The organism is Jonesia quinghaiensis DSM 15701, from assembly GCF_000423205.1.
Lineage (GTDB): Bacteria > Actinomycetota > Actinomycetes > Actinomycetales > Cellulomonadaceae > Jonesia > Jonesia quinghaiensis.
In genome coordinates this window covers 426,597-452,049 of record NZ_AUHN01000006.1, presented here as the reverse complement: position 1 = coordinate 452,049, position 25,453 = coordinate 426,597, and the positions used below count along the sequence as shown (strand labels likewise).

General features: G+C 54.2%; 24 protein-coding genes. 2 read left to right on the top strand and 22 right to left on the bottom strand.

What is annotated here, in order from left to right:
- Positions 1–52 precede the first annotated feature (52 nt).
- A complete protein-coding gene (locus tag G538_RS0107590; RefSeq protein WP_029068848.1) occupies positions 53–298 on the top strand; it encodes an RNA-binding S4 domain-containing protein in 246 nt (81 codons plus the stop codon).
- Positions 299–363: 65 nt separating this feature from the next.
- Here the strand turns inward: G538_RS0107590 and G538_RS0107585 are convergent, their stop codons facing one another.
- The 20 genes from G538_RS0107585 to G538_RS0107490 all read right to left on the bottom strand — a co-directional run bounded on the left by G538_RS0107585 (position 364) and on the right by G538_RS0107490 (position 23,696).
- On the bottom strand, positions 364–762 hold the full coding sequence (locus G538_RS0107585) for a pyridoxamine 5'-phosphate oxidase family protein (protein WP_029068847.1): 399 nt from the start codon (positions 760–762) through the stop codon (positions 364–366).
- A gap of 16 nt (positions 763–778) precedes the next feature.
- The gene (dnaE, locus tag G538_RS0107580; RefSeq protein ID WP_029068846.1) at positions 779–4,312 is read right to left on the bottom strand and encodes a DNA polymerase III subunit alpha; all 3,534 of its coding nucleotides are present in this window, start codon (positions 4,310–4,312) and stop codon (positions 779–781) included.
- A gap of 56 nt (positions 4,313–4,368) precedes the next feature.
- A complete protein-coding gene (locus tag G538_RS0107575) occupies positions 4,369–4,887 on the bottom strand; it encodes a GNAT family N-acetyltransferase (protein ID WP_157544356.1) in 519 nt (172 codons plus the stop codon).
- Positions 4,884–5,825, bottom strand: coding sequence for an RluA family pseudouridine synthase (locus tag G538_RS0107570; RefSeq protein WP_029068844.1), 942 nt, complete (start codon positions 5,823–5,825; stop codon positions 4,884–4,886). The genes G538_RS0107575 and G538_RS0107570 overlap by 4 nt, the downstream gene beginning before the upstream one ends.
- The gene (gene lspA / locus G538_RS15700) at positions 5,822–6,454 is read right to left on the bottom strand and encodes a signal peptidase II (protein WP_084618193.1); all 633 of its coding nucleotides are present in this window, start codon (positions 6,452–6,454) and stop codon (positions 5,822–5,824) included. The genes G538_RS0107570 and lspA overlap by 4 nt, the downstream gene beginning before the upstream one ends.
- A 50-nt stretch (positions 6,455–6,504) precedes the next feature.
- On the bottom strand, positions 6,505–6,957 hold the full coding sequence (locus tag G538_RS0107560; RefSeq protein WP_029068843.1) for a TraR/DksA family transcriptional regulator: 453 nt from the start codon (positions 6,955–6,957) through the stop codon (positions 6,505–6,507).
- 112 nt (positions 6,958–7,069) lie between these two features.
- Positions 7,070–7,699, bottom strand: coding sequence for a DivIVA domain-containing protein (locus G538_RS0107555; protein WP_029068842.1), 630 nt, complete (start codon positions 7,697–7,699; stop codon positions 7,070–7,072).
- Positions 7,700–7,850: 151 nt separating this feature from the next.
- A complete protein-coding gene (locus G538_RS0107550; protein WP_029068841.1) occupies positions 7,851–8,150 on the bottom strand; it encodes a YggT family protein in 300 nt (99 codons plus the stop codon).
- Positions 8,151–8,153: 3 nt separating this feature from the next.
- On the bottom strand, positions 8,154–8,636 hold the full coding sequence (locus tag G538_RS0107545) for a cell division protein SepF (RefSeq protein WP_029068840.1): 483 nt from the start codon (positions 8,634–8,636) through the stop codon (positions 8,154–8,156).
- Positions 8,637–8,846: 210 nt separating this feature from the next.
- Entirely contained in the window at positions 8,847–9,602 is a 756-nt protein-coding gene (locus G538_RS15695; RefSeq protein ID WP_084618191.1) for a purine nucleoside phosphorylase YfiH/LACC1 family protein, read from the bottom strand.
- A 14-nt stretch (positions 9,603–9,616) separates the two neighbouring features.
- A complete protein-coding gene (gene ftsZ, locus G538_RS0107535) occupies positions 9,617–10,924 on the bottom strand; it encodes a cell division protein FtsZ (protein ID WP_029068839.1) in 1,308 nt (435 codons plus the stop codon).
- 272 nt (positions 10,925–11,196) lie between these two features.
- Positions 11,197–12,174 (bottom strand): cell division protein FtsQ/DivIB, encoded by a 978-nt coding sequence (locus G538_RS15690; RefSeq protein ID WP_157544354.1) that lies wholly within the window; start codon positions 12,172–12,174, stop codon positions 11,197–11,199.
- Positions 12,171–13,637 (bottom strand): UDP-N-acetylmuramate--L-alanine ligase, encoded by a 1,467-nt coding sequence (murC, locus tag G538_RS0107525; RefSeq protein WP_084618189.1) that lies wholly within the window; start codon positions 13,635–13,637, stop codon positions 12,171–12,173. Before murC ends, G538_RS15690 begins: the two co-directional genes overlap by 4 nt.
- Positions 13,634–14,761 carry an undecaprenyldiphospho-muramoylpentapeptide beta-N-acetylglucosaminyltransferase gene (gene murG, locus G538_RS0107520; protein WP_029068837.1) on the bottom strand — a complete coding sequence of 376 codons (1,128 nt, stop codon included), beginning with the start codon at positions 14,759–14,761 and terminating at the stop codon, positions 13,634–13,636. The genes murC and murG overlap by 4 nt, the downstream gene beginning before the upstream one ends.
- Positions 14,762–14,776: 15 nt before the next feature.
- Entirely contained in the window at positions 14,777–16,021 is a 1,245-nt protein-coding gene (gene ftsW / locus G538_RS0107515) for a putative lipid II flippase FtsW (protein WP_029068836.1), read from the bottom strand.
- Positions 16,022–16,024: 3 nt separating this feature from the next.
- A complete protein-coding gene (gene murD, locus G538_RS0107510) occupies positions 16,025–17,503 on the bottom strand; it encodes a UDP-N-acetylmuramoyl-L-alanine--D-glutamate ligase (RefSeq protein WP_029068835.1) in 1,479 nt (492 codons plus the stop codon).
- Positions 17,500–18,582 carry a phospho-N-acetylmuramoyl-pentapeptide-transferase gene (gene mraY, locus G538_RS0107505; protein WP_029068834.1) on the bottom strand — a complete coding sequence of 361 codons (1,083 nt, stop codon included), beginning with the start codon at positions 18,580–18,582 and terminating at the stop codon, positions 17,500–17,502. The genes murD and mraY overlap by 4 nt, the downstream gene beginning before the upstream one ends.
- Positions 18,579–19,976, bottom strand: coding sequence for a UDP-N-acetylmuramoyl-tripeptide--D-alanyl-D-alanine ligase (locus G538_RS0107500; protein WP_029068833.1), 1,398 nt, complete (start codon positions 19,974–19,976; stop codon positions 18,579–18,581). Before G538_RS0107500 ends, mraY begins: the two co-directional genes overlap by 4 nt.
- Positions 19,977–20,074: 98 nt before the next feature.
- Positions 20,075–21,694 (bottom strand): UDP-N-acetylmuramoyl-L-alanyl-D-glutamate--2,6-diaminopimelate ligase, encoded by a 1,620-nt coding sequence (locus G538_RS0107495; RefSeq protein ID WP_051196707.1) that lies wholly within the window; start codon positions 21,692–21,694, stop codon positions 20,075–20,077.
- Between the two features lie 142 nt (positions 21,695–21,836).
- Entirely contained in the window at positions 21,837–23,696 is a 1,860-nt protein-coding gene (locus tag G538_RS0107490) for a peptidoglycan D,D-transpeptidase FtsI family protein (RefSeq protein WP_245566819.1), read from the bottom strand.
- A gap of 58 nt (positions 23,697–23,754) precedes the next feature.
- Here G538_RS0107490 and G538_RS0107485 point away from each other — a divergent pair, with 58 nt between their 5' ends.
- A complete protein-coding gene (locus G538_RS0107485; protein WP_029068830.1) occupies positions 23,755–23,940 on the top strand; it encodes a hypothetical protein in 186 nt (61 codons plus the stop codon).
- 29 nt (positions 23,941–23,969) lie between these two features.
- Here G538_RS0107485 and ftsL read toward each other — a convergent pair whose 3' ends face one another.
- Positions 23,970–24,395, bottom strand: a complete 426-nt coding sequence (gene ftsL / locus G538_RS0107480) for a cell division protein FtsL (protein WP_029068829.1) — start codon at positions 24,393–24,395, stop codon at positions 23,970–23,972.
- The gene (gene rsmH / locus G538_RS0107475) at positions 24,392–25,396 is read right to left on the bottom strand and encodes a 16S rRNA (cytosine(1402)-N(4))-methyltransferase RsmH (protein WP_029068828.1); all 1,005 of its coding nucleotides are present in this window, start codon (positions 25,394–25,396) and stop codon (positions 24,392–24,394) included. Before rsmH ends, ftsL begins: the two co-directional genes overlap by 4 nt.
- Between the last annotated feature and the right edge of the window lie 57 nt (positions 25,397–25,453).

Genomic DNA, 25,453 nt, shown 5'->3' with positions numbered 1-25,453 from the left:
GAGACAAGACACCCCGAACACTGGCGCTAGGCCACCCATGCAAGGAGCACCCATGAGCACCCCCGACATCTCGATCACCGATGACATGATCCGCCTAGGGCAATTCCTCAAACTAGCCTCACTTGCAGAATCAGGCGCTCAGGCCCGCGAACTGCTTGAAGCCGGCGAGGTGAGCGTCAATGGAGAGCAAGAAGTTCGACGCGGCCGCCAACTACATCACGGTGACGTGGTCGAGGTCGATCTCCCCCACGGTCGCCACACAGCACGTGTCGTGACCAGCAAAACCAGCCAGCTATAACCCACAGCTGGTGCGCAGCGAAGTCTCCCTTGGCTGCGCACCATCAGGCACCTGGCCAGACAGCCTCAGCGAGACATGTACGCAGATGACATCACTCGATCAACAGTGACACGTAGCACCACGCGCTGAGGGTTCTCACCGAGCTGCCGGTAACGACGGGCATACCGAGCAACAGCATCATCAATTTCAGCGCGGTCTTCACTGAGGGTGATAACCCCCTCTAGGGTCATCCAGCGCCCACCGTCAACCTGGCACAAAGCGGCACGCTGTGGCGCGCCGTCACGCATGGCATTGCGAGCTTTCACCGACGTTTTTTTCGTGGTGATCCTCGCAACTCCCTGTTCAGGGTCCCACGTGAACGCAACGGGGACCACGTGTGGCGTGCCGTCGGAACGAAGGGTCGTCAAGGTTGCTAGGTGGCGTTCAGTGACAAAGACAAGCTGCTCTGGGGTTAGGTGAAACACCGAACCAGTCTATGGGTTAACCCAAGCACCCCGCACCGAGTAGAGCCTTGAGTTCTCCAGATAACGCGGGGTTTTTGTCGACCCTGTGAGCATCGTCAAGGCGAAGAACAGTGACTTTTCCTGGCATTGTCACTCGCATCCGCACTTCAGATTTACCTGGGTGTGTTTTTAACGTCTCACTGAGACGTTCGACCACAGGTTCGATACAACGGGAAGCCGGGATAGTAATCACCAGTGGCGCTTCATCACTAACGGTCAGGTCAGGAAGTGTCACTTCAGCAGCTTGCAGCGACATCGAATCATCCCGACGTCGGATGCGACCTTTGACAACGACCACTTGGTCCTCCGCAAGGATCGCGGAATACGCAAGATAACTCTCACCGAAAAACATGACATCGATAGAACCGTCGAGGTCTTCAACAGTCGCCGCAGCCCACGGGTTTCCTTGCTTTGACATCTTGCGCTGCACGGAAGTTACCAGGCCAGCGATCGTGACGAACGATCCATCGGGTCGCGCTTCGTCACCGAGTAGGTTTGCGATCGCTAAGTCAGAGGATTGAGTTAAGACATGTTCGATCCCCGACAGTGGGTGATCGGAGACGTAGAGACCCAACATTTCGCGCTCGAACGCAAGAAGTTGCTTCTTGTCCCAGTCTGGCAGGTCGGGCACATCCACAGAGAATGACATACCCTCTTCGTCGCTGTCGTTAAATTCAGCAAAAAGGTCAAATTGGCCTTCCGCTTCCTTTCTCTTCACCGAAATCACAGAGTCCACAGCCTGCTCGTGAACAAGGTGGAGAGCTTTGCGCGGGTGGTTGAGGGAATCAAAGGCACCGGCTTTGATGAGCGATTCAATGGTTCGCTTGTTACACACAACTGCTGGCACTTTATCGAGGAAATCAGTGAACGAAATGTACTCCCCCTTCTCCTCACGAGCAGCCACAATCGCTTCAACAACGTGCGTCCCGACGTTGCGCACGGCATTCAATCCGAACCGTATGTCTTTACCAACAGCCGCGAAGTTGGACAGCGAGGAGTTGACATCGGGTGGCAGAACAGTGATGCCCATGCGGCGACATTCATTGAGGTAGAGCGCTGACTTGTCTTTGTCGTCTTTCACCGACGTCAGCAACGCAGCCATGTACTCGGTCGGGTAGTTGGCCTTGAGGTAAGCCGTCCAATAAGAGACAACTCCGTAAGCCGCGGAGTGCGCCTTGTTGAAGGCGTAGTCCGAGAACGGAAGGAGAATGTCCCATAGTGTTTTGACCGCCTTCATGGAGTAGCCGCGGTCGATCATCCCTTGGGAGAAGTACTCAAACTGTTTGTCCAGCTCAGACTTCTTCTTCTTACCCATCGCACGGCGCAGAATGTCTGCTTGACCGAGACTATAGCCAGCAAGTTTCTGTGCGATAGCCATAACTTGCTCTTGGTAAACGATCAGTCCGTACGTGTTTCCCAGAATGTCCTCAAGTGCCTCTTCGAGTTCTGGATGGATAGGAGTGACTGCTTGAGTGCCGTTTTTACGTAACGCATAGTTGGTGTGCGAGTTCGCGCCCATCGGACCTGGCCGATACAGTGCACCCACTGCCGAAATGTCTTCGAAGTTGTCGGGCCTCATGAGGCGCAACAGTGATCGCATGCCTCCACCATCAAGTTGGAAAACCCCTAAGGTATCTCCACGCCCCAAAAGCTCATAGGTTTTCCGGTCATCGAGTTCAAGGTCTTCCAACACAACAGGTGCTTTATTGTTTTGCACGATGTTGTCGAGTGCATCATCAAGGATTGTGAGATTTCGGAGCCCCAAAAAGTCCATTTTGATGAGCCCCAGCCCTTCACAGGTGGGGTAATCAAACTGTGTGATGACCGCGCCATCCTGGAGGCGGCGCATGATAGGAATGATATCGATCAACGGGTCGGAGGACATGATCACGCCTGCTGCGTGCACACCCCACTGACGTTTCAGCCCCTCGATACCTTTCGCCAAGTCAACGACACGCTGAGCGTCTGGGTCCCCCGCGTGAACTTGCCGGAACTCTTCAGCTTCGTGGTAGCGCTTGTCCTGTGGGTTAAAGATTCCTGTGAGGGAAATATCTTTACCCATGATGGCAGGAGGCATCGCTTTGGTGAGCTTCTCCCCCATCGCGTATGGCATTCCCAACAACCGGGCTGAGTCTTTTAAAGCTTGCTTTGCTTTAATGGTTCCGTAGGTGACAATTTGCGCTACGCGGTCTTCACCGTATTTATCTGAAACATAGCGAATAACTTCGCCTCGTCGGCGCTCGTCGAAGTCGACATCGAAGTCAGGCATCGAGACACGGTCAGGGTTCAAGAACCGCTCAAAAATCAAGCCGTGACGCAGAGGGTCAAGGTCAGTGATACGCATGGCATACGCAGCCATGGACCCTGCGCCAGAACCGCGCCCTGGTCCCACACGGATGCCGTTATCCTTTGCCCAGTTAATGAAGTCAGCAACAACCAAGAAGTACCCAGGAAAACCCATCTTGGTAATGACATCGATCTCAAAGTTCGCCTGTTTGCGAACTGCATCAGAAATCCCTTGCGGGTACCTGTAGTGCAGTCCTTTCTCGACCTCTTTAATGAACCAGGAAGTTTCGTCTTCACCCGGGGGGCATGGGTACCGTGGCATGTAGTTTGCTGAGGTGTTGAACGAAACGTCACACTGCTCTGCGATGAGGAGGGTGTTGTCACATGCCTCAGGGAAGTCACGCCACAGATCGCGCATTTCCGCGGCGGATTTGATGTAGTACCCATCGCCATCGAATTTGAAGCGGTCAGGGTCAAGCAACGTTGACCCTGAGTTGATACACAATAGAGCCTCTTGCGACGCGGAGTCTTCGCGGCGCACATAGTGCGAATCGTTGGTGGCAACGAGTGGAGCATCGATTTTCCGTGCGATTTCCAGTAGTTCTGAACGCACGCGGTTCTCGATGTCCAACCCATGGTCCATCAGTTCGACGTAGAGGTTCTCTTTGCCGAAAATGTCTTGGAGTTCTCCCGCCGCTTTCAGCGCTTCATCAAACTGCCCCAATCGAAGACGAGTTTGAACCTCACTTGACGGACACCCTGTAGAAGCGATCATGCCTTGGGAGTAATTCTGCAAGAGCTCACGGTCCATCCGTGGCCACTTGCCCATCTGACCTTCCAACGAGGCTAAGGAACTCATCCGGAAGAGGTTGTTCAACCCAACATTGTCACGCGCCCACATCGTTAGGTGGGTGTATGCACCACGCGCAGAAACATCATCGGATCGCTGGGATTGATCACCCCATAGTTTTCGTGTCTGATCGAAACGCGATGTTCCAGGTGTGACGTAGGCTTCAACACCAAGAATTGGCTTGACACCAGCAGCTTTAGCTTTCGACCAGAAGTCGAATGCACCGAATATGTACCCGTGGTCAGTGGTGGCTATGGAATGCTGGCCCAATCGGGACGTTTCAGCGAATAAGTCATCAAGACGAGCCGCCCCGTCAAGCATCGAGTATTCAGTGTGGACGTGAAGGTGAACAAAATCAGCAGACGATGAAGCCATAACTGCAGTCTAATGCCCGAGAGGAAGCAACCTGCTCATCTCCGCTCAGGGGCATCTCACACCTGATGCGAAGGGGCATGGACAAGCCGTTTACGCATATCACGATGCCAGATATCACAATCGAGATACCGCCGATCCTCAAAGGTGCGGTACCCCAATGCTTCGTAAAACCCCATTGCTCGCTCTTGAGCAGAAAGCTCAACGACAACAGCACCATGAGCAGAGTACTCATCGAGTGCGATGTGTTCTAATGCTTCCATTACTTTGCGTCCAACACCCAAACCGCGAGCAGCGTGACGAACAGCAACGCGTCCGATGTGCACATGCCCTGGAGCATCAAGAAGTAGCCGAGCAGTCCCCCACACCGTCACCGCATCAGGCGCAGTACCTGAAAGCGCAAGCACATGGACGGTTGAATCAGCAGTGTCGAGGGCATCGATTTCTTCCTCGAGTGGCACCGCCTGCTCGTCGACGAAAACTTCACAGCGAACGTGGAAAGCTAGCGCAAGTTCCTCAGCAGACCCCACCCGCACAATCTGCAGGTCATTCACCGTAGGCAGCTGTAAGTCAGTCACTCGTACTCACCCCTCAATACCGAAAGTGCATGGTCAAGATCGCTTGGGTACTTACTGGCAACAGAAAACCACTCCCCCGAGGCTGGATGCTCAAAAGATAACTCGACAGCATGCAACCATTGACGGGTGAGGTTGGTGCGCCGCGCGAGCACTGGGTCAGCACCGTACATTAAGTCCCCCACGCAGGGGTGTCTCATTGCTGAAAAATGCACCCGAATTTGGTGCGTGCGTCCAGTTTCGAGGTGCACGGTGACCAGAGAAGCAGATGGCAGCATCTCAACGACCTCGTAGTGAGTCACAGATCGCTTACCGTCTTGAATAACGGCAAACTTAAACTCTGATTTAGGGTGCCTGCCGATAGGCGCATCAATGGTTCCCCGAGTTGGTTCTGGGTGACCCTGAACCACGGTGTGATACACCTTTTCAACCGTGCGTTCTTTGAAAGCACGCTTCATGCGTGAATAGGCAATTTCAGATTTCGCAACGACCATCAGTCCGCTCGTGCCCGCATCGAGTCGGTGAACGATGCCTTGTCTTTCTGCCGCACCTGATGTTGAGATGCGATAGCCCGCTGCCGCCAAAGCGCCGACAACCGTCGGTCCAGACCACCCGACCGCTGGGTGAGCTGCTACCCCAACAGGTTTGTCCACCACAACTATGTGCTCATCGTCATAAACAATGTCCATCCCCGGAACTGGTTGCTCAACTACTTCCAGACCTGATGTACGTTCGGGGTCAGGAAGAGTGACATCCAAGGTGACTGACGGGGAAATGCGGTCACCCTTCTGCACTGGGCGACCATCAATGGTGATATCGCCATCATCAGCCAGTTGCGCAACAACCGTACGCGACAGACCAAGCATTCGCGACAAGGCTGCATCTACACGTTGTCCAACGAGACCGTCAGGAACAGGGAAACTTCGATGTTCTCGCGTCATGATGGACGAACAGAACCGTTATCAGATTCTGGATCTTGGTCCGTCACAACACCCTCGGAAAGCTGCACGGATTGTTGATCATCCTCACGGCTCTCCTCGTCACCATCGGTCAATGACTCATTGTCCACAAAGGCGGGGACACCGAAGATACTGAGAACTGCAAGTAAGATCGCCGCTCCGACAATAAAAATGTCAGCAACGTTCCCCACAAATGGCCCGTAGTCAAGGAAATCGACGACGTGACCGGTGGGGAACCCAGGGTCACGGAACAATCGGTCGATGAGGTTCCCCAGTGCACCGCCCAGCAGCATCGCTAGAGTGATCGCCCAGAGTTTCGAGGTGAGTTTACGGCTCATAACGGCGATATAGACAATGACCGCGGCTGAAACCAGCGTGAGGATCCAGGTCATGCCACTTGCAAAGGAAAAGGCAGCGCCGGGATTAAAAATCAAGCGCAGTTGAATGAACTCACCAATGAACTCACGGGCTGGTGCATTTTCAACCAGCTCGTTGAGAGCCCACTGCTTAGTGAGTTGATCAGCAGCGGTGATAACTAATGCGGTAGGAAGCATTATGAGGAGGGAGCGGGTTAGTCCCAGCGGCGGTGTGGCGTTGTCAGAGTGTGTCATCACAGATATCTTCGCACGCTCACTGCCCCGCTCCCAATTGAGGACGTCCTTCAGCGACGCTCTTCACGCTGCTTGCATGCGACACATAGGGTTGCACGTGGGAACGCTTCTAGGCGTGCTTTACCGACCGGCTCACCGCACGTCTCACACACACCATATGTCCCTGCATCAAGCCGAGAGATTGCCCGCTGGTTTTGTTCCAGAAGGTCGCGAGTGTTGTTTACTAAGGTCAGTTCTTGTTCTCGTTCCAGAGCTGATGAACCGTAATCAGCCTGATCATCACCAGATCCTTCGCCTGAGTTCCTCAAGAACTCAGTCAGGTCAGCGTGAGCAGCTTCAATTTCTTGACGTAAGCGCGCATCTTCGTCGAGAAGCGCCTGGGCTACCGCCATCAACTCTGCGGGAGCCCAAGGCTCCTCGCCAGGCCGTACCGGAACGCTAGACGCGTCAAGGTGAGAGAAACGCTGCGTGACGTCCGCACCGGTAGTGTTACCTGATCCCATTGTCAACCTTTCAGACGGAGCAATAGCGGAATCTAACCATATAAAACCGGCGCACACTCCCACGCCAACCCAAAGATGGCGGGTGAAATGTGCGCCGGTGAAAGCGTTGACGTCAGATTGACGTTGAACTGCCACCCACTCCGCTGCCTCGTTGGTCGAGATCACCAAGAAGGTTCTGCAGGTAGGACTTCAAACGCAGGCGGTAATCTCGTTCGAAGGTACGTAGTTCATCGATCTTTGTCTCCAACGAGCCACGTTCCTGCTCAAGTTGAGCCAATGTGCGCTTCGAGAGATCTTCGGCTTCGCGAACAATTCGCGTTCCTTCTTCTCGAGCTTCGCCTACCAAACGTTCCGCTTCTTCTTGACCAGCACGAACGTGGTCATCGTGAAGTTTCTGAGCCATTTGGATGATCCCCGTAGCCATTTCTGGCTCACGTGGCGCACCATTAGCGTCTGTGGCGGCGTCATCAATACGCGATTCGATTGATGTGGGCGCTGGTGCCGGTGCGGCGGCGCCTGCTGGCTGCGACTTCACCTCGGCAAGTTCTCGGCTCAACTCAGCAACACGTGCTTCAGCTTCTTCGGCACGGGCTTTCGCCTCATCAGTCTCCACGTAGACAGCGCGAAGAGTCCCGAGAACGAGGTCGAGGAAGTCATCGACCTCGACCATGTCGTAGCCTTCACGGAACTTGGTTACCTGGAACTTTTTGTTCAGGACTTCGTCTGGTGTTAGCAGGGCCACCGTAGTCTCCATCTCGTTGGTGCGCTGGCAGAAGTCTTTATCGCAGATCGATAGGGACAACCAGCTCGACATCTTAGTTTAGTAGTTTGCGTCCATGACGCGATCAGTAAGTCATGTCACGTCGGGGAATTCCACCCGCTCATGTGTTGGGTCACCGTGGCACCACGGCCAAGAAACCAAACAATTGAGCAAGGAAAGCAACCACGATAAACAGGATCATGAACCCGATATCGAGTGCCATATTTCCGATCCGCAGTGGAGGGATCAGCCGCGACAAGGCTTTGAGCGGGGGGTCGGTAATGGTGTAGACCCCCTCGGCGACAACGAGGACTGCACCCCGTGGCCGCCAGTCACGTGCAAACACCTGCACCCATCCGAGAATGGCCCGGGCGACAAGGGCTATGAGATACAGCCACAGCACAAGTGCCAGGATGCTGAAAATTAAGTTCACGTCTCAACTCTGGTTGTAGAAACTCTGGCGGGATCCGTCACGCGCATCGGAGCCGTTTGCTGCGATCTCCACATTCTGCGGCGACAAGAGAAATACCTTAGCAGTCACCCGCTCAATACTTCCATTGAGACCGAAGATCAGACCAGAAGAAAAGTCAACGAGCCGCTTGGCATCAGACTCATCCATGTCAGATAGGTTGATGATCACCGGCGTTCCACTTCTGAACGCTTCACCAATGACACGCGCATCGTTATACGACCGTGGGTGCACTGTGGTGATGCGTGGTAGTGAATGATGCACTGCCGCTTCCTCTTCTCGCTGAGCCATTGCTCTGCTGATCGGAGTGACTTGCGCGTCAAAGGTGTCCATTGCGGATTCCTCAACCTCGTCGTACTCGTCAACGTAGTCGTCGTACTCGGCGTCGAGGTCGTTGTTTTGCTCCGCGATGCCAAGGTACTCCATCGTCTTGCGTAGCGCTCCCGCCATCGCCTCACTCCTATCTCACAAGAACCGTTACACCCAATATGCGATTTCGCCTATGGGGACTAGTACTACATCGCGGTCAGTGTAGGTTTACGCTAACCCAGCTTCTCGTGACCACGAGTGCGACACGCCCGAAGAAGATTCAGGTTCGCCCACTCGCTTTTCAAGAGACAGTTCGCGTGACGACATCAGGCGGTCAGCTCTTGCCAATCTTCATGAATCATCCACGTGGCACAACGCAACACCCATCGCGAAACGCCCTGTCACATGACCGGCATGGGTTGCGCGGCGATGCGAATACAACGTATCGGATTCATAGGTGCAACGCTCATCGAATGCAAGGATTGCACTCCCCGCCTTTTCGAGTTGCGCAATTGCCGCTCCTCGAAGGTCAAGCCGTGGATGCGCGTTGATCCCACGGGGGGACAGCGCTTCATGACCTGTCGAAGCAGTGAAACTATCAGCAACATCCTGCGATACTTCGTAGCACTCACCACAAATTGCCGGACCAACTACAGCAAAAACGTGCTGAGCCCCCGTGTCACGCAATGCGTGAACGGAGGCTTCAATAACACCCACTTCGAGGCCTTGCCGACCCGCATGAACAGCGGCAGCCCAACCGTTATCTCCCACCACAATGATCGGAACACAATCCGCCACAACAATTGCTATTGCTTGGTGGTAACAGTTCGTCAGAAGGGCATCAGCTTGACCCACAGGTTTCGCCCCAACACCATGACTTACTGGCCCACATTCAACGACTGCCACTGCATTGCCATGAACTTGCTCGGCAAACAGAACATGACGTCCTACACGCTGGTCAAGAAGTTCGATGTTTCCCTGAACTGTGGCAGGGTCATCGCCCACGTGACGAGCAATATTCCATGTCTCGTAGGGCGACTTTGATAGCCCCCCTTGGGCATCAGTCACAAAACCCTGATGCCCAAAAGGTAAATCAATGACCTGCACAACAAACCGCCTGTTTACTTCAAAAAGTCGGGTACGTCGAGGTCCTCTACACGGCGTGTACGTACAGGTTCTTCATCGAAAATTCTGGGAACTTCCAATGAAGGCGCCGGGGTCTCATGAGGAGAGTGTGCAGAACTATCCTGAGCAGATCGAATAAACCGGGGTTGCGGCTGTTCTGAAGCAGGCATCCCATAGTGACGTTCATTCAAGACTGGTGGCAGGGGTTCTTGTGGCTCATCGAGAGGGACCACTGGCCGATTGAGAGCCCGCAGTCCGCCAGTTAATGGAGCCGGCTCGTCACGCCGTTGCCCCTGTTCACTCCGATGAGGTACAGGGTTTTGAGCACCATGGGACCCATCTTTACGAGGCTGAGGGTTCCCCCCATCGAAACCAGCCGCAATCACAGTAACTCTCACCTCGTCGCCAAGAGCGTCATCGATGACCGTACCGAAGATGATGTTGGCTTCAGTGTGAGCAGCCTCTTGAACAAGACGGGCCGCCTCATTAATTTCTTGAAGACCAAGGTCTGATCCACCTTGGATAGAAATCAACACACCATGGGCGCCATCAATCGAGGCCTCAAGCAACGGCGAGGATATCGCCAACTCAGCGGCTTGGACCGCTCGATCTTCGCCCCTGGCCGAACCAATCCCCATCAGCGCAGAACCCGCTCCTTGCATCACCGATTTAACGTCAGCAAAGTCAAGGTTGATCAGGCCAGGGGTAGTAATGAGGTCCGTGATTCCTTGGACACCAGACAATAACACTTGGTCAGCCGAGTGGAATGCATCCAGAGCAGAGACACTGCGATCTGCCATCGACAAGAGCCGGTCATTTGGAATAACAATAAGCGTGTCTACTTCTTGACGCAGTGCTTCAATGCCTGAATCTGCTTGGAGAGCCCGCCGACGTCCTTCAAAAGAGAAGGGGCGTGTGACCACTCCGACGGTAAGCGCACCCAGTGACCGGGCGATTCGAGCGACAACTGGCGCTCCACCTGTACCTGTTCCACCGCCTTCACCAGCTGTCACGAACACCATGTCCGCTCCACGCAGAACATCTTCAATCTCGTCCTCGTGGTCTTCTGCTGCTTTGCGCCCAACTTCAGGGTCGGCGCCAGCGCCGAGCCCACGAGTAAGTTCGCGTCCGACGTCAAGCTTGACGTCTGCGTCAGACATAAGAAGTGCCTGCGCGTCTGTATTGATGGCGATGAACTCAACGCCTTTGAGTCCAACCTCGATCATTCGGTTGACGGCGTTCACACCACCACCACCGATGCCGACCACCTTGATAACTGCTAGGTAGTTCTGGGGAGTCGTCACGCCCGTGCCTCTCGATCTGTAGACCGTCAACCTTACTCTTGACAAAACCCTCAACCTCAACGTGAGGGTTAAAGATATGTCAAGATCTGCTACCGAAACGTTATGTGGAACGCCCGTTCCTATCAACACTATTCATCGTGTGTCGGAAGAAAACTCTGTGACTCTCGTCGACCCGCCCCCTACGACTACGGAACCTTGTGTCTCACAGGCCATCTCTCGCGAAAGCAGCAGAATCGACCCTTTCGACATAGCAACCATAACGGCGCCTGTTCCTATTTGATGATCGGGAAGTTCGGGGCAGAAAGATCAATCGTTTTCTTCTTCATGTCCAAAGCTTTCGGACGCAGAACCTCAAGCACACTCACTTTCACCGCTGAGTCCTGAGAACTCCCCCACTGCACACGCAAACCATCACGCAATCGCAACACCACATCGTCCTGAGTGCTTGCAGTTAACTTCTTAATATCAGCCAACAGGTCACTGGGCAAAACATCTAAGATGTCTAGCGCAGTGGTTAGGACCCGTTCATCGATTTCTTCGCCGGGAAGATCAATCAGCGGCAGATCTTGCGGTGCCTCAGCAACGGTATCAACGGCTATCGCCTCCCTATCAAGGAGTTCAAACTCTTCACCACGAGGAACCGCCGCTACCGGGATACGTTCAGTCACGCTGACCGTTATACCGTGAGGCCAGCGCCTAGTTTGGACGAAAGCACGAACATTTGGCACCGCACTGATTTGCTCGCCAATTTTTGTCATGTCTAATCGTGCGAGAGGTATACCCTCATACGGCTCAAGAACGTCACGAATCTGGTCCTCGGACACGTACTGTGAGGTGCCATTAATACGCACCTCTTCTAACTCCACGGCGAAAACCGGAGAAAAAAATACTACCCAAGCAGCAGTTCCCAACAGTACAAACAAGGTGAATCCCCACGCCAGGCGGCGGCGTCGCACATGCAAAGCCGCCGCCTCGCGCTCAGCAAGACGCTCAGCCATCCCCGTAGACAACACGGGCACTCGAGGGGCCCCAACTACCCGGACGTTTCGGCGTACTAAGTCCTCTGGTGCTGGCGTCGCTACTCCCTGAGGAGTTGCTGGAGAGCCCTCGATGGGTTGAGAACTGATACGACGTGACTCACCGGCGCTTGGCGACTGAGGAGCATCATCTTTTTTCCGCGAATCAGCACCATTCTGACGCCGAGCAGAAGGACGATCACGAGGACCTCGTGGCGCTGCAGGTGGTTTCACGCCGCCCCAGTCAAACGAGCCACAATGACTTCACCCATTTCAGTGATATCCCCAGCCCCAACGGTCAGAACAAGGTCACCGGGTTGGGCGATATCTGCCGCATAACGCGCTGCACTATAACGGTCCTCAAGGACCGTCACCATTGCCGGGTCCATCGCTGAGGCAATGAGATCTGAAGAAACACCCGGCTCTGGTTCTTCACGCGCACCATAAATCGCTGTAAGAACAACATGATCAGCACTACTTAAAGCAGCCGCGAACTCCTTAGCAAATATTCGAGTCCGCGAGTACAAATGTGGCTGAAATATTGCAATGACCCGCCCCTTCGTCACAGTCCGAGCTGCAGCCAATAAAGCAGCCACCTCAGTTGGGTGATGGGCGTAGTCATCCACAACTTGCACGCCACGCACTGACCCGCGTGAGTCAAAACGGCGCCCGGTTCCACTGAAGGAACCCAACGCATCAGCCGCCCGTTGTGGCTCAACTCCTGCCGCAACTAACACTAAGAGGGCAGCTGTTGCGTTCAGCGCATTGTGATGGCCCGGTACCTGAAGTGCGAGTTCAACGGTGCGTCGCTGTGCAGTTTGAGATCCAGAAATAGCTCGCAGCGCTCGCGCCGCTAGAGTCACAACGACACGTTGCCCCAGCCCTTCGTTGATAACCTCGATCAGCCGCGCATCACATGATTCGTTGTCACCATACGTCAGTGTTTTTCCACCGCGCCTACTGTGTTTCTCAGCAAGCGCCAAAGCGCCTTCGTCATCTGTACATGCCACTAACCATCCATCTGGTGCAATATTGCCAGCAAAGCTTTCGAAGGCTTCATCGAATGCTTCACGACTGCCGTAATGATCCAAATGGTCAGGCTCAATGTTTGTCACCACAGCGATTTGCGGCTCATAGTTCAAAAAAGAACCATCCGACTCATCTGCTTCAGCAACGAGTAACTGGCCTGAACCTACATACCCGCCTGGCAAGACACCGTGAGCAGTTCGCACCGTGCTGCCCACCGCAAATGAGGGGTCCAACCCACAGGCCTGCGCTGCAACCGCAATCATTCCCGACGTTGTGGTTTTCCCATGAGCCCCAGCGACGGCAACACCTTGACGTCCACGCATGAGAACAGCCAAAGCTTGGGAGCGGTGGATGACTCTCACACGAAGTTCACGAGCGCGCATTAACTCAGGGTTGTCTTCGCGGATAGCCGAAGACACCACCACCGTCATGCCTGGAACGATCGATGCGCTGTTGTGAGGTACATCAACGGCGACACCTTCTTGCTCCAACCGTTGAGTTGTTGCAGAAGCTTTGGCATCGGATCCCGTGACAGCCGCACCGCTGGCACGAAACATATGAGCGAGTACCGACATACCAGCCCCGCCAACACCAATAAAGTGCACAGGACTCAGAGAGATCGCAGTGTCATGGGAAGTGAGCGCATCCCAGCGCGCTGAGGCAGTCATCGTGGCCACTCCGCCAAAGCTGACAATCGATCAACGATATGCGCTGTAGCACCTGGGTGGCCAACAGTGCGGGCTGCATCACGCATTCGAGCCAATTGAGGCCCGTCAAGCATGAGAAGAGGAATGGTCTTTTCTATCCAATCAGGAGAGAGGTCTTCGTCAGCAACCATCAGCGCACCCCCAGCACTAACAAGAGGCTGAGCATTCAACCGCTGCTCACCGTTACCAATCGGGAGTGGGACAAATACTGCAGGAACTCCCAGTGCCGCAATTTCGCATACAGTGCCTGCCCCAGCCCGGCAAATGACCAGATCGCACGCCGCGTAAGCCAAGTCCATACGGTCCATGTACTCAACCACAACGTAACGGGACGCTAATTGAGGTTCGAGGCGCGCGACTTGCTCACGCACCCCTTCTGCCTTGTCCTTCCCTGTGACATGAAGGATCTGTGCACCTGCGTTGAGGATAGATCGCGCAGCCCCACTTACCGCTCGGTTAAGGCTCACAGCACCTAAGGACCCACCGGTAACAAGCAAGGTGGAACGGTGTGGTGAAATGCCGAAATACTCGCCGGCCTCAAGACGCTTCTGCGCCAATGCTTGCGGGGAGGAAACGGCTTGAGCAGCAACATCAGCGCGGAGCGGCAGCCCCACAGCACGAGCACCCGGAAGCGCAGTGGACTCAAATGTCACCATAACTTCTTGAGCGAAGCGAGCTCCCAGCTTGTTCGCAAGACCAGGCCGCGCATTTTGTTCATGAATAACAATCGGGATACCCAGTTGCTTAGCAGCAAGATAGGCCGGAGTTGACACATACCCACCAAAGCCCATGACGAGGTCAGGTTTTTGCTCCTCCATCACCTGGTGGGCCGCCGCTACAGCTCGACGTAAATTTCCAGGAAGCGAAACCCACTGCGCACTTGGGCGGCGGGGCAAAGGAACCTTAGGGACAATATCTAGGCTAAAACCCTGCTCAGGAACTAACCGAGATTCCAGTCCTTCTTTGGTCCCTAGCACCCGGATAGAGGCGTCTGGATATCGCCGCCGTACCTCCCCTGCTACAGCGAGAAGAGGGTTAACGTGACCAGCTGTGCCACCACCTGCTAGCAAAATCGAGGGAACCACCACAACCACTTTCACCTAGGAGCGTCGAGATAACGAACGAGTAGAACGCGAAACTATTGCCACAGTCTTTCGAACAACAGAAGGCTTACGTGCAAATGCCTCACGCGCACCAGGCTCGGAGCGCGCAAAACCGAGTACTAAACCAATAGCCAACATGGTGGCGATCAACGCCGACCCACCAGCTGACACAAGCGGGAGAGGTACACCAATGACCGGAAAAATTCGGGTGACAACACCGATGTTGAAAATCGCCTGACCGATCACCCAAGCTGCAATTGCTGCAGTAGTAATCTTCACCATTGGGTCCTCATGGCGCATAATCACACGCACCATGCCTGCCCCCAATGTGGCGAAGAGTAGAACAACAAGAAAGGCTCCAAGAAATCCGAGTTCTTCACCGATGATGGCGAAAATAAAGTCGTTCTGAGCCTCAGGGAGATACGCCCACTTCTCGCTACTTGCCCCCAAACCCACCCCGGTTAGCCCGCCAGAGCCTAAAGCTTCAAGACCACGGGTCACTTGGTAGCACAAGTCTGAAGCATCACATTCGGAGTTGTACGTAGCCAAAATTCGAGCCATGCGGTTCTGGCTGACAACAGCGAGCAACCCAACGAGAGCTCCGGCGATACCTAACGCGGTGGCGAACCATCGCATCGGAATATCAGCAACTAGCAGAGCACCAGCGATCATCATGATGTATACCATCGCGGTTCCCAGGTCGTTTCCTGCGATCACAAACCCGACAGCAAAGGCTGACATTGCCAACGATGGAACCAAGACGTGGACCCACTCTTTGGAGGTCATCAACTTTCGGGATATCACTGTGCCTAAAAAGACGCACAGTGCGACCTTCATAAACTCCGATGGTTGGAGTTGGATGCCTCCGATGCGAATCCAGTTGGTATTCCCCATGATGTGAACAGCCAACGGCGTCAGAACGAGAGACTGCAGTCCGATCGCAATAAGAAGCCCGACACCTGCGAGCCTTTTCACCAGATCGACGGGAAGTCGCATAGCCACTGCCATCGCAAGACCACCAACTACTGCGAACCCGGCTTGCCGTTGAAAAATACCGTAGGCGGATCCTCCGATGCGCAGTGACTCAACACTGGATGCAGAGAGGACCATGATGAGTCCAAGAACAACAAGCGATATGGACGAAATAATCAATAAGTAATAGCTCGTTGTGGCTGAGTTCCAGACACCGAGCCAACGAGACCACAGGGATAACTCTGAGTCAGGTGATGGCTTAACGCTCACCGGCTACTCTCCCTTGTTTGTCTCTCCTACTGCTTTGACCACCCGATGAGCTTCGCGTTCGAAGGCCTCACCGCGATCAGCGTAAGACCGAAACTGGTCCATCGAAGCACACGCCGGTGCAAGGAGAATAGCATCACCCGGCTCTGACATGTTCCAGGCGCTTTCAACTGCACGCTGCATCACTGTTCCAGTGTCGCTGTGGTCAATGTCTGCCAAGGGGATTCTAGGAGCGTGTCGGCGAAATGCTTCCACAATCCCCACGCGATCCTCACCGATAACAACGACCGCTTTGACCTTTGGGGCGAACTCAGCAATAAGTTCGTCAAGACTTGCGCCCTTTGTAAGCCCACCAACAATCCAAATTGTGCGCTCCAATGGCAGCCCTCTTAAGGAAGCTTGAGCGGCATGCGCATTGGTTGCCTTCGAGTCATCGTAAAAAACGACCGGCGCACCTTCACCACGTTTCCCATCCACTACACGCTGCACGCGGTGTCGACCTGGGCGGAACACTCTCAATCCAGCTTGGATATCGCGAGGGCTCACCCCCACTGAACGCGCTAAGCCGGCAGCAAACAGTGCATTACTGATCGTGTGAGGCGCTATTCGGCCGTCAGGACCAGCAAGATGGGCGAGGTCGTTGTAGTTTCCTACTTCGTCGGCCTGTCGGTACCGTGCGATCCCCGATGTAACGCCTGCAAATGCCCGGTCACACAACACATCGTCAATGACACCAAGTTCACTGGGTCCGGGGGTGACCATGCGAACGCCCACCGCACGGGCCCCCTCGCTGACGTCAGCTTGCTCTAGCAGTGACGTCGCGACTCTATCCCGAGGGTCATAGAAACAGGCCACGTGAGTACGGTGGAATATCTTGCCCTTATCGTGAGCGTACTGTTCGAACCCACCATGCCAATCTAGGTGGTCTGAAGCAATGTTCAACAGCGCTGAAGCGTGGAGCTCCATGGAGTAGGTGTGATGAAGTTGAAAACTTGAGAGCTCCAGAACGAAGACATCAATTGATGGGTCTTGGACAAGCTCGATGATAGGCTGTCCGACGTTTCCAACCGTTGCCACACGTGAAAATGCTTGAGACAGAATCGCTGTCAGCATTTCTACCGTCGTAGTTTTACCATTCGTTCCTGTAACCCCTAACCATGGCGCGGGGGTTTGGCTACCTGCTTGCGGCACTCGCAAATGCCAAGCAAGTTCAATCTCACTCCACACCGGAATGTTCTGATCACGAGCCGCCACAAAAACAGGATGGTGCGGCGGCAAGCCCGGGGATGCAACAACGACTGAAACGTCAGTAAAATCTATCGCCTCCACGTCAGAATATGTGGCACCAGGAGCACGTTCATCGAATGTGACAACCTGATGTGGCCGACGTCCAGAAGGGAGGGAATCTAAGGTGTCAACAACAGCCGCACCCGACACTCCTAGACCAGCAACAAGCAAACTCATGGTGTCAAGATGAACGGTCAACTAACTATCCATTCGGCGTAGAACAGACCCAACCCTGCCGCAACAAATATTCCGGCTACGATCCAGAATCGGATCACAATAGTGACCTCACCCCACCCAGATAATTCGAAGTGGTGGTGCAGTGGAGCCATCTTAAACACGCGACGACCTGTTGCTTTAAAGAATCCAATTTGAATCACGTCAGATACGACGATAACCACAAACAAGCCACCGATGATCGCTGCAAGGATCTCAGTACGTGTCAAAATCGAGATTCCAGCCAATGCGCCACCCAGCGCCAATGAACCGGTGTCTCCCATGAAGATTTGCGCAGGCGAACCGTTCCACCACAGGAAGCCGAAGCAGGCACCAACAATTGCAGCAGCGATGATAGCTAGACCTAGTGGGTCGCGCGTTTCGTAACATGCGCTTTCAGCGATGGGGCGCCATGCACAGTTTTGGTTGTACTGCCAGATTGACACAAACAGGTAAGCGCCAAAAACGAACAGGGACACACCTGTTGCCAAACCATCAAGGCCATCTGTCAGGTTCACAGCGTTCGTCCACGCGGTGATAAGGAAATTTGCCCAAATAATAAAAAGGACCAGCCCAATTCCAGCACCAGCAAATGCTAGATCAAACTTGGTATCTCGGGTAAAGGATAGTGCAGTAGACGCTGGAGTGAGTCCGCGGGAGTTCTCAAATTGGAGAGCCAACACTGAGAAAATAATGCCAACTGCACCTTGACCTGCGATCTTCCCCATCGGAGACAAACCTAGGCTCCGCTGCCGTGAGATCTTGATGAAGTCATCTAAGAATCCCACGAGCCCCATACCGACCATGAGGAAAAGTAAGAGCAATTCTGATGCAGATGGAACCCGCCCTGTCACAGGTAACGACACTAGCCACCCGATAACAGTGGCGGCGATGATGACGACACCACCCATTGTTGGCGTTCCACGTTTGGTGAAGTGCGCCGTTGGACCATCCTGTCGAATGAACTGTCCATAATTCCGGTGCACGAGCAACCGGATAAACATAGGGGTCCCCAACAACGAGACAATGAGGGCGACACCGCCTGAAACAAGTACAGCTTTCACGAGCGAGAAGCCTTTCCAGTAAGTTCGTCAGCAAGGCGCCACAATCCAGACCCATGTGATGCCTTAACGAGCACTACATCGCCTGGAATCAACGCGTTTTGTAGGTAGACGCGGGCATCATCAATGGTCGCAACTTCAGCGACCTCATCCCCCCAAGACCCCTCCTGCATAGCGCCATCTGCAATACCTTGGGCTCCCGCTCCCACTACAACGAGGAGCGAAACGTTCAATCGCACAACAAGGCGCCCAATTTCGTCATGGTGTTGCCGTGATTCTGGGCCTAGTTCGCGCATTTCTCCTAACACTGCCACGGTGCGACGAGAACGACCAGCAACCATGGCAAGCGCACGCAATGCAGCCCGCATAGAATCAGGGTTTGCGTTATATGAGTCATCGATAACGGTGATGCCATCTGCTCTATCGACAACATCCATGCGGTGTGGGCTAAGCACTGTGGCATTGCTCAGGTGTTGGGCTGCCTCTTCAAGGTCAATACCAACTGCTGTCACGGCTGAAAGTGCGGCAAGTGCGTTGGTAACGTGGTGCTCTCCAACTAACGTCAACGTCACCTGAGCGCGACGACCTTCTGGCGTCACGACAGCAAATGACGGGCGCCCAAGAACATCAGTTGCGGTGTCCACTGCTTGAATATCGGTGTCGCGAACCGCGCCGAACGTCATCACCCTGCCTTGCGTACGGTGGCGCATGTCAATAACTCGATGGTCATCCGCATTGAGAACCGCGATACCACCAGGAACTAGACCTTCAACAAGTTCGCCTTTAGCCTGCGCGACAGCTTCAACCGAACCAAATCCACCAAGGTGAGCTCGACCAACGATAAGCACTACAGCAACATCGAGCGGTGCAATGTCAGTGAGGTAGGTGAGATCCTGTGGCGCAGAAGCTCCCATTTCCGCGACAAGATATTCTGTCTGCGACGTAGCAGACAACACCGTAAGAGGCAGACCCAACTCATTGTTGAATGATCCTGCTGGCACGACCGTGGAGCCGTACATAGACAGTATCTGCCCGATGAGGTCTTTCGTTGTTGTCTTACCAGCGGATCCAGTGATCCCGATAACTTTCACAGGACGAGCAGCACGGAGTCTTTTGAGGTGTTCCCGCGCGAGATCGCCAAGCGCTTTTTGTGTATCTACGACGAGCACGTAAGGGACATCGCTGAGTGGTTGCTGTGCTAGTACAAGAGCAGCACCAGCTGCAATAGCTGCAGCGGCATAGTCATGCCCGTCATTGTTCTCTCCAATAACCGCAGCGAACAGGGAACCTTCTCCTGCTGCACGGGAGTCAATCGTCACTGCCCCTGAGACGACGACTTCTGGGGAACAGTGCAATTCGCCGCCTGTGATATCGGCGATCTCTTGCGCTGTGAACACGTGGTTCCTACTTCCTCGTTAACAAATCTCGTGCTGAACGTGCGCGTACTTGCGAACGTGCCGCCACTCGAGGCGGGCTTCAGTGATTGCAGCGGCGATCACAGAGAGCGACGCAGTAAAGCTTGTCGCGCATGGACACGATCGTCCAACTCATGTTGAACTCCAGCAAGGTCCTGAATACGCTCGTGCCCCCTACCTGCGATCAAGATGATATCGCGATCACTCGCGATACTAATTGCCTCATCGATAGCATCCTCACGACGCTCGAAATTTTTGATGGACACCTCGCGGCCTTGCTCGCGCTGTCGATCTACCTCAGGTAGGGCGCCATCGAGGATGTCGCGTCGAATCTGAGGTCGGCTTTCATTGTAGGGGTCATCATCAGCAACGAGCACAATGTCTGCGTGCTGAACGGCGACTCTGCCCATGTCCGGCCGTTTCCCAGCGTCTCTCTCACCGGCTGCACCAAACACAACGATAAGGCGCGATTCTCCTGGCTCATCACGGTGCGCGAGATCCTGGCGCATCGAACTCAAGGCGAAGTTCAGCGCATCTGTGGTGTGAGCATAATCAACAATTGTCAATGGTTCATCAGGGCGGGAAACGACCTCCATCCTGCCCGGAATTGCTTGCAGAGACTTCAACCCCGCCACGATGACTTGAGGTGAGATGTTCGCAGCTCGCGCCATGAGCGCAGCCAATGCGGCGTTCGCGACATTGACGATTCCAGGAAGTGCAGTGTGGCCTGTGAGCTCTTCGCCGTCTGGACCGGCCAGAACAAATTCAGATCCCTCCCCTGCGATGAAAGGGGTAACTTTGGCAACTCTCCACGTTGCGTTCGTTTCGCGAGCTCGCGACTCTGTGGTCGCAAGACTCCACGTATCGATTTCTGCTGTGCGGGCAAGTTCATACCCCCACTCATCATCAACATTGACAACTCCGATCCGAGCATATTCTGCAGAAAAGAGTTGAGCTTTGGCGCGGAAGTAGTCAGTCATTGTTCCATGGAAGTCCAAATGATCGCGCTGAAGGTTCGTGAAACCCACAACATCGAATCGGGCCCCAGCAACTCGCCCCAAACTGAGCGCATGTGAGGAAACTTCCATGGACACTGCTGACACGCCCTCTTCCATGCAACGTGATAGATACCCCTGCAGCACTGGAGCTTCCACAGTTGTGCGAGTAGACGGAACGGCTTGCTCAGCAAGCCTGACCTCAACAGTCCCCATCAGCCCTGTTTTGTGTCCAGCTGCGCGCAGGATCGCATCAAGAAAGAAGGTAGTGGTGGTTTTGCCGTTAGTCCCCGTGATGCCGACAAGAAGTAGCTCGGATCCAGGGTTTCCGTAGAGGCGAGCAGCCATGTGCCCTGCAGTGTGACGCAGGTCGATGCCTGTCTTCGCTGCAAAGACAGGAAAATCCTTGAGTTCTGGTGATTGGCCGCATATCTCAACGCCTGCTTCATCGGTGAGAACTGCAACCGCACCACGAGCGCGCGCTTGTTCGGCGAACCGCGCGCCGTGAGTTCGTTGCCCCTGAACGGCAACGTATATGTCTCCAGGCTTTATTAACGAAGTCTGGATTCCCATACCGGTCACGGGTATATCGCGCCAAGTATTGTCGGAAGAAGCATGATCAACAACGAGTCCCTCGACGAGTTCGCCGAGTGAACGATGTGGTTGGCTATGTGGTCGCATGAGGTCATCAGCGGATGGCTGCATAGGTTTAATCTATCGGCTGGACGGTGGAGAAAAATCCATCTCGAGCATCCATATGGGTGGAGTGCTCCCCTACCCATGACACTGAGATGCTGCACTCACTGGCGTCGTCTATTGTCTCACCTTCACCCTGAACGCTCCTCACTCACCAATCAATCGGAAAGAGATCTGGATCAGATCCAGTAGGTTCAACTTCAGTCTTCTGGAGTGAATATGCCATCACATCAGAGAACAGCGGGGCCGCAACATCGCCACCGAATATTGACGATTTTGGGTCTCGGAGTATGACAGAGACAACGATCTGCGGGTCATCAACCGGAGCCACTCCGATGAATGAGGCAACAATAGAGTTGAGTTCGCCTGTTTCATCAGCTGCTTGCGCCGTACCGGTTTTTCCCGCCACACGGTATCCGCTCACACCACCGGCTTTACCACTACCTTCAACGACAACTGACTCCATCATCTTCAAAACGCTGTCTGCAGTTTTTTTGGAGACGATTTGAGTCGTTTCTTCTTTTTCAGAAGGCGTGAAGTTCCCGTCGCTATCTTGGGTTCCTGCGACCAAGTGCGGTGAACACTGCTGGCCGCCGTTGGCAATCGTGGAGAACACATTTGTGCTCTGTAGTGCGTTGCCGGCCATGCCTTGACCGAACATCACGCCATATTGCTGACGACCATCCCAGTCCTCGGGTTGAGCGAGAATTCCCCTAGATTCCCCGCCAAGTTCAATACCTGTGTGTTCTCCAAAACCAAACTTCGACAAATAGTCATACCTGACCTGTCGAGGAATAAGCTCTGCGATTTGCACGGTACCGGTGTTCGATGAATCTGCCAATATTCCAGTTAATGTGCGATTGTGCGTGGGGTGCTCATGAGCATCCCGGAACGTTTCACCATTACTTGTGGTGTAGGTGTATGGCACTTTGAACTGAGTGACAGGAGTAGCGACACCTGTTTCTAAGGCGGCTGCCATAGTAATGACCTTTGCCGTCGAGCCTGGTTCGAAGATGTCTTGCACAGACCCTAAGCGGCCTGTAATTTGCGTGGATTCATCACCTGATGTTGATCGATCGGCGATTGCGAGGATCGAACATGTCTTCACATCTTGCACGATGATATAGCCGCCTTTGGCTCCAGTTTTCTTTAACTGCTCGTCCATTGCGTTCTCTGTGTGCCACTGAATATCCATGTCCAGCGTTGACACGATGTTAAGACCACTGCGCGCTGGCGTTTCTGTAACCGGCGCGGAAGGCAGAATGTGACCGTTCCTACTTTGTTCGTAGGTCATCGACCCATCTGCTCCGGTAAGGAGGGAATTTTGAGAGTATTCCAAGCCCGACAACCCAGCGTCAGTACCAAGGGCGCCGATGATTGATTTCGCTGTATCGCCCGCAGGGTAGATACGTTTAGATGTTGACTCAGGAAATATGCCCGATATCTTCAATGCTCGTACTGCGTCCCACGTTTCTGGGGGGATATCGGTCGCGATAGTGAGGTACTTGTTGTACTTCTCACTGTCCTCAGACTTCGTGAGTATTGCACTGAGCTCCCCCTCATCAAGGTTGAGAACTGGGGCGAGGAGTTCGGCGGCATAGGCCGGTCCACCTTGTTTCTCTCCGCTTGTGGTCGTCTGCGACCACTCCGCGATGAGTTCCTGATCTGCAAAGATTTTGTAGCGAGTCACAGATTTAGCTACTGCATCGCCGTTACGATCAGTGATCTGCCCGCGCTCCGCTTTCAGTGGCATCGTCTTTGTTCGCATTGCCTGTGCTTTTGCCCGTAATTCGCTACCGTAGACAAGTTGGACTTGGCCTAGTCGGACACCAAAGACAGTGAGCACTATGACAATAAGGAACGACACAAACCGCAGCCGTCTGTGCGGCATCGTGTAGCCAATAGGGCCGCGTCGGCGTTCTGCCGCGCGTTGGGCTCTGCGTGCTTTTCGCTCCTGCGCTTGACGACGTCGCGATTCATCACGGTTAGTTTTCCCGGTAGAGCCGCGCACAGGTCGCGCTGAAGCATACGTGCGTTGTAACTCACGAGGTGCAGTACCTTGCCGAGTCGTGGAAGTCGACCGTGTTCGAGGTGAAGCACTGGTTTCTCGCGAAGTTGGGGACTTCGCGGAACGCATATTTGACGATGCGGTGCCACGCGATGAAGCCCCTGGCGCATCATTGTTCTTTCTTCGTGGAGCCCCTTGTCGCCCACTGTCAGGTGCTTTTGAAGGTTTGTTTGGCACCTTACCTTGACGACGTCGGTTTTTGTCCTCGGCCACCGGTCACTGCTTTCCGCTCGGTTCCACCAAGATGGTTCCGTCTTGCAGACGAATCACCCCTGGAGTGAGCATCTGGATCATCCCCAGTTCTTTGGCCTGTTTGGCGAGATTTTCTGCAGTGGATAGATCATCGATTTCGCTGGAAAGTTGCTCAGTGTCCAAAACAGCGCGTGATAGGGACGCTTTAAGGTCAGTCTGTTCATAGGCACCGTGTGCCATTTCTACGTTGAGCACAAGAATTGCGCCAATAGTTATTCCAAGCAGCAAGAGACAACCAGTGAGAAACATACCCAGTGAACGGCGTGGGTCTGGCGCGCTAATCACTTCAAGTGATGGTTTGCGTGGTGTTGAAGGGGTGACCCCACGAGCCGGTGAAGCTGACTGTTGGGAGGACAGTGGTCGCGCGGTAATGTCTGGTGCAAGGCTCACGTGCGGTCTCCGTTCTTCATGTGCTCTGGGGTTGGGCGTAGTCGTTCAATTGCGCGCAGACGCACAGATGCAGACCGTGGGTTGCGTTCCAGTTCTTCACTGTCAGCCTTTTCCGCTCCACGTGTAATGGCGCTGAGGTACGGCTTGTGAGTTTCTGGCTCAACAGGGAGCCCAGGTGGCGCGCTTGACGTGATGCCCCGAGCAAACTCTTGCTTTGTCATACGGTCTTCTAGCGAATGGTAGGACTCCACGAGTAGTCGTCCCCCCACCGAAAGCGCCTCGACCGCGGCGGGAAGTGCATCACGTAGCACCTCGAGTTCACCGTTGACTTCAATACGCAACGCTTGGAAAGTGCGCTTAGCAGGGTTCCCGCCAGTTTTACGAGCTGCGGCAGGAATTGCGTCACGAATTAGTTCAACTAGTTCACCTGAACGAGTCCATGGTGTCTGCTCTCTTCGAGCAATGATGGCTCGGACAATGCGCGGAGCGAACCGCTCCTCACCGTACTGACGCAAAATAGTGATCAGTTCGTGAGCGCTGTAAGTATTGAGCACCTCAGCAGCGGTGAGCTCAGCGGTGCTATCCATGCGCATATCCAAGGGCGCGTCATGGGAATAGGAGAAACCTCGTTCACGCTCATCGATTTGCAGCGACGAGACACCGAGATCCATCAACACTCCGTCCGCAGCACGAAACCCATGATCGTCAAGAGCATCAAGGATTCGGTCGTAGGTCGTGTGTACCGGAATGAACCTGTTCCCGAAAGGAGCAAGGCGTTCTCCAGCGAGTTCTAACGCTTGAGGGTCGCGGTCGATTCCGAGGGCAATAACGTTGTCGAACGTTTCAAGTACCGCTTTGGTGTGGCCGCCCATTCCCAAGGTGCAGTCAACATAAACTGCGTTGGGTCGTTCTAAGGCAGGGCGCAACAATTCGAGGCATCGGTCCCGCAACACCGGAAGGTGTTTCCGTGACGCCGTCGATTCGTCGAAAAACTCACTCATACGTGTTGTGCCCCATGGATTAGAAATACTCTGTGTGACCCTGTCGAGTCAGGGCTC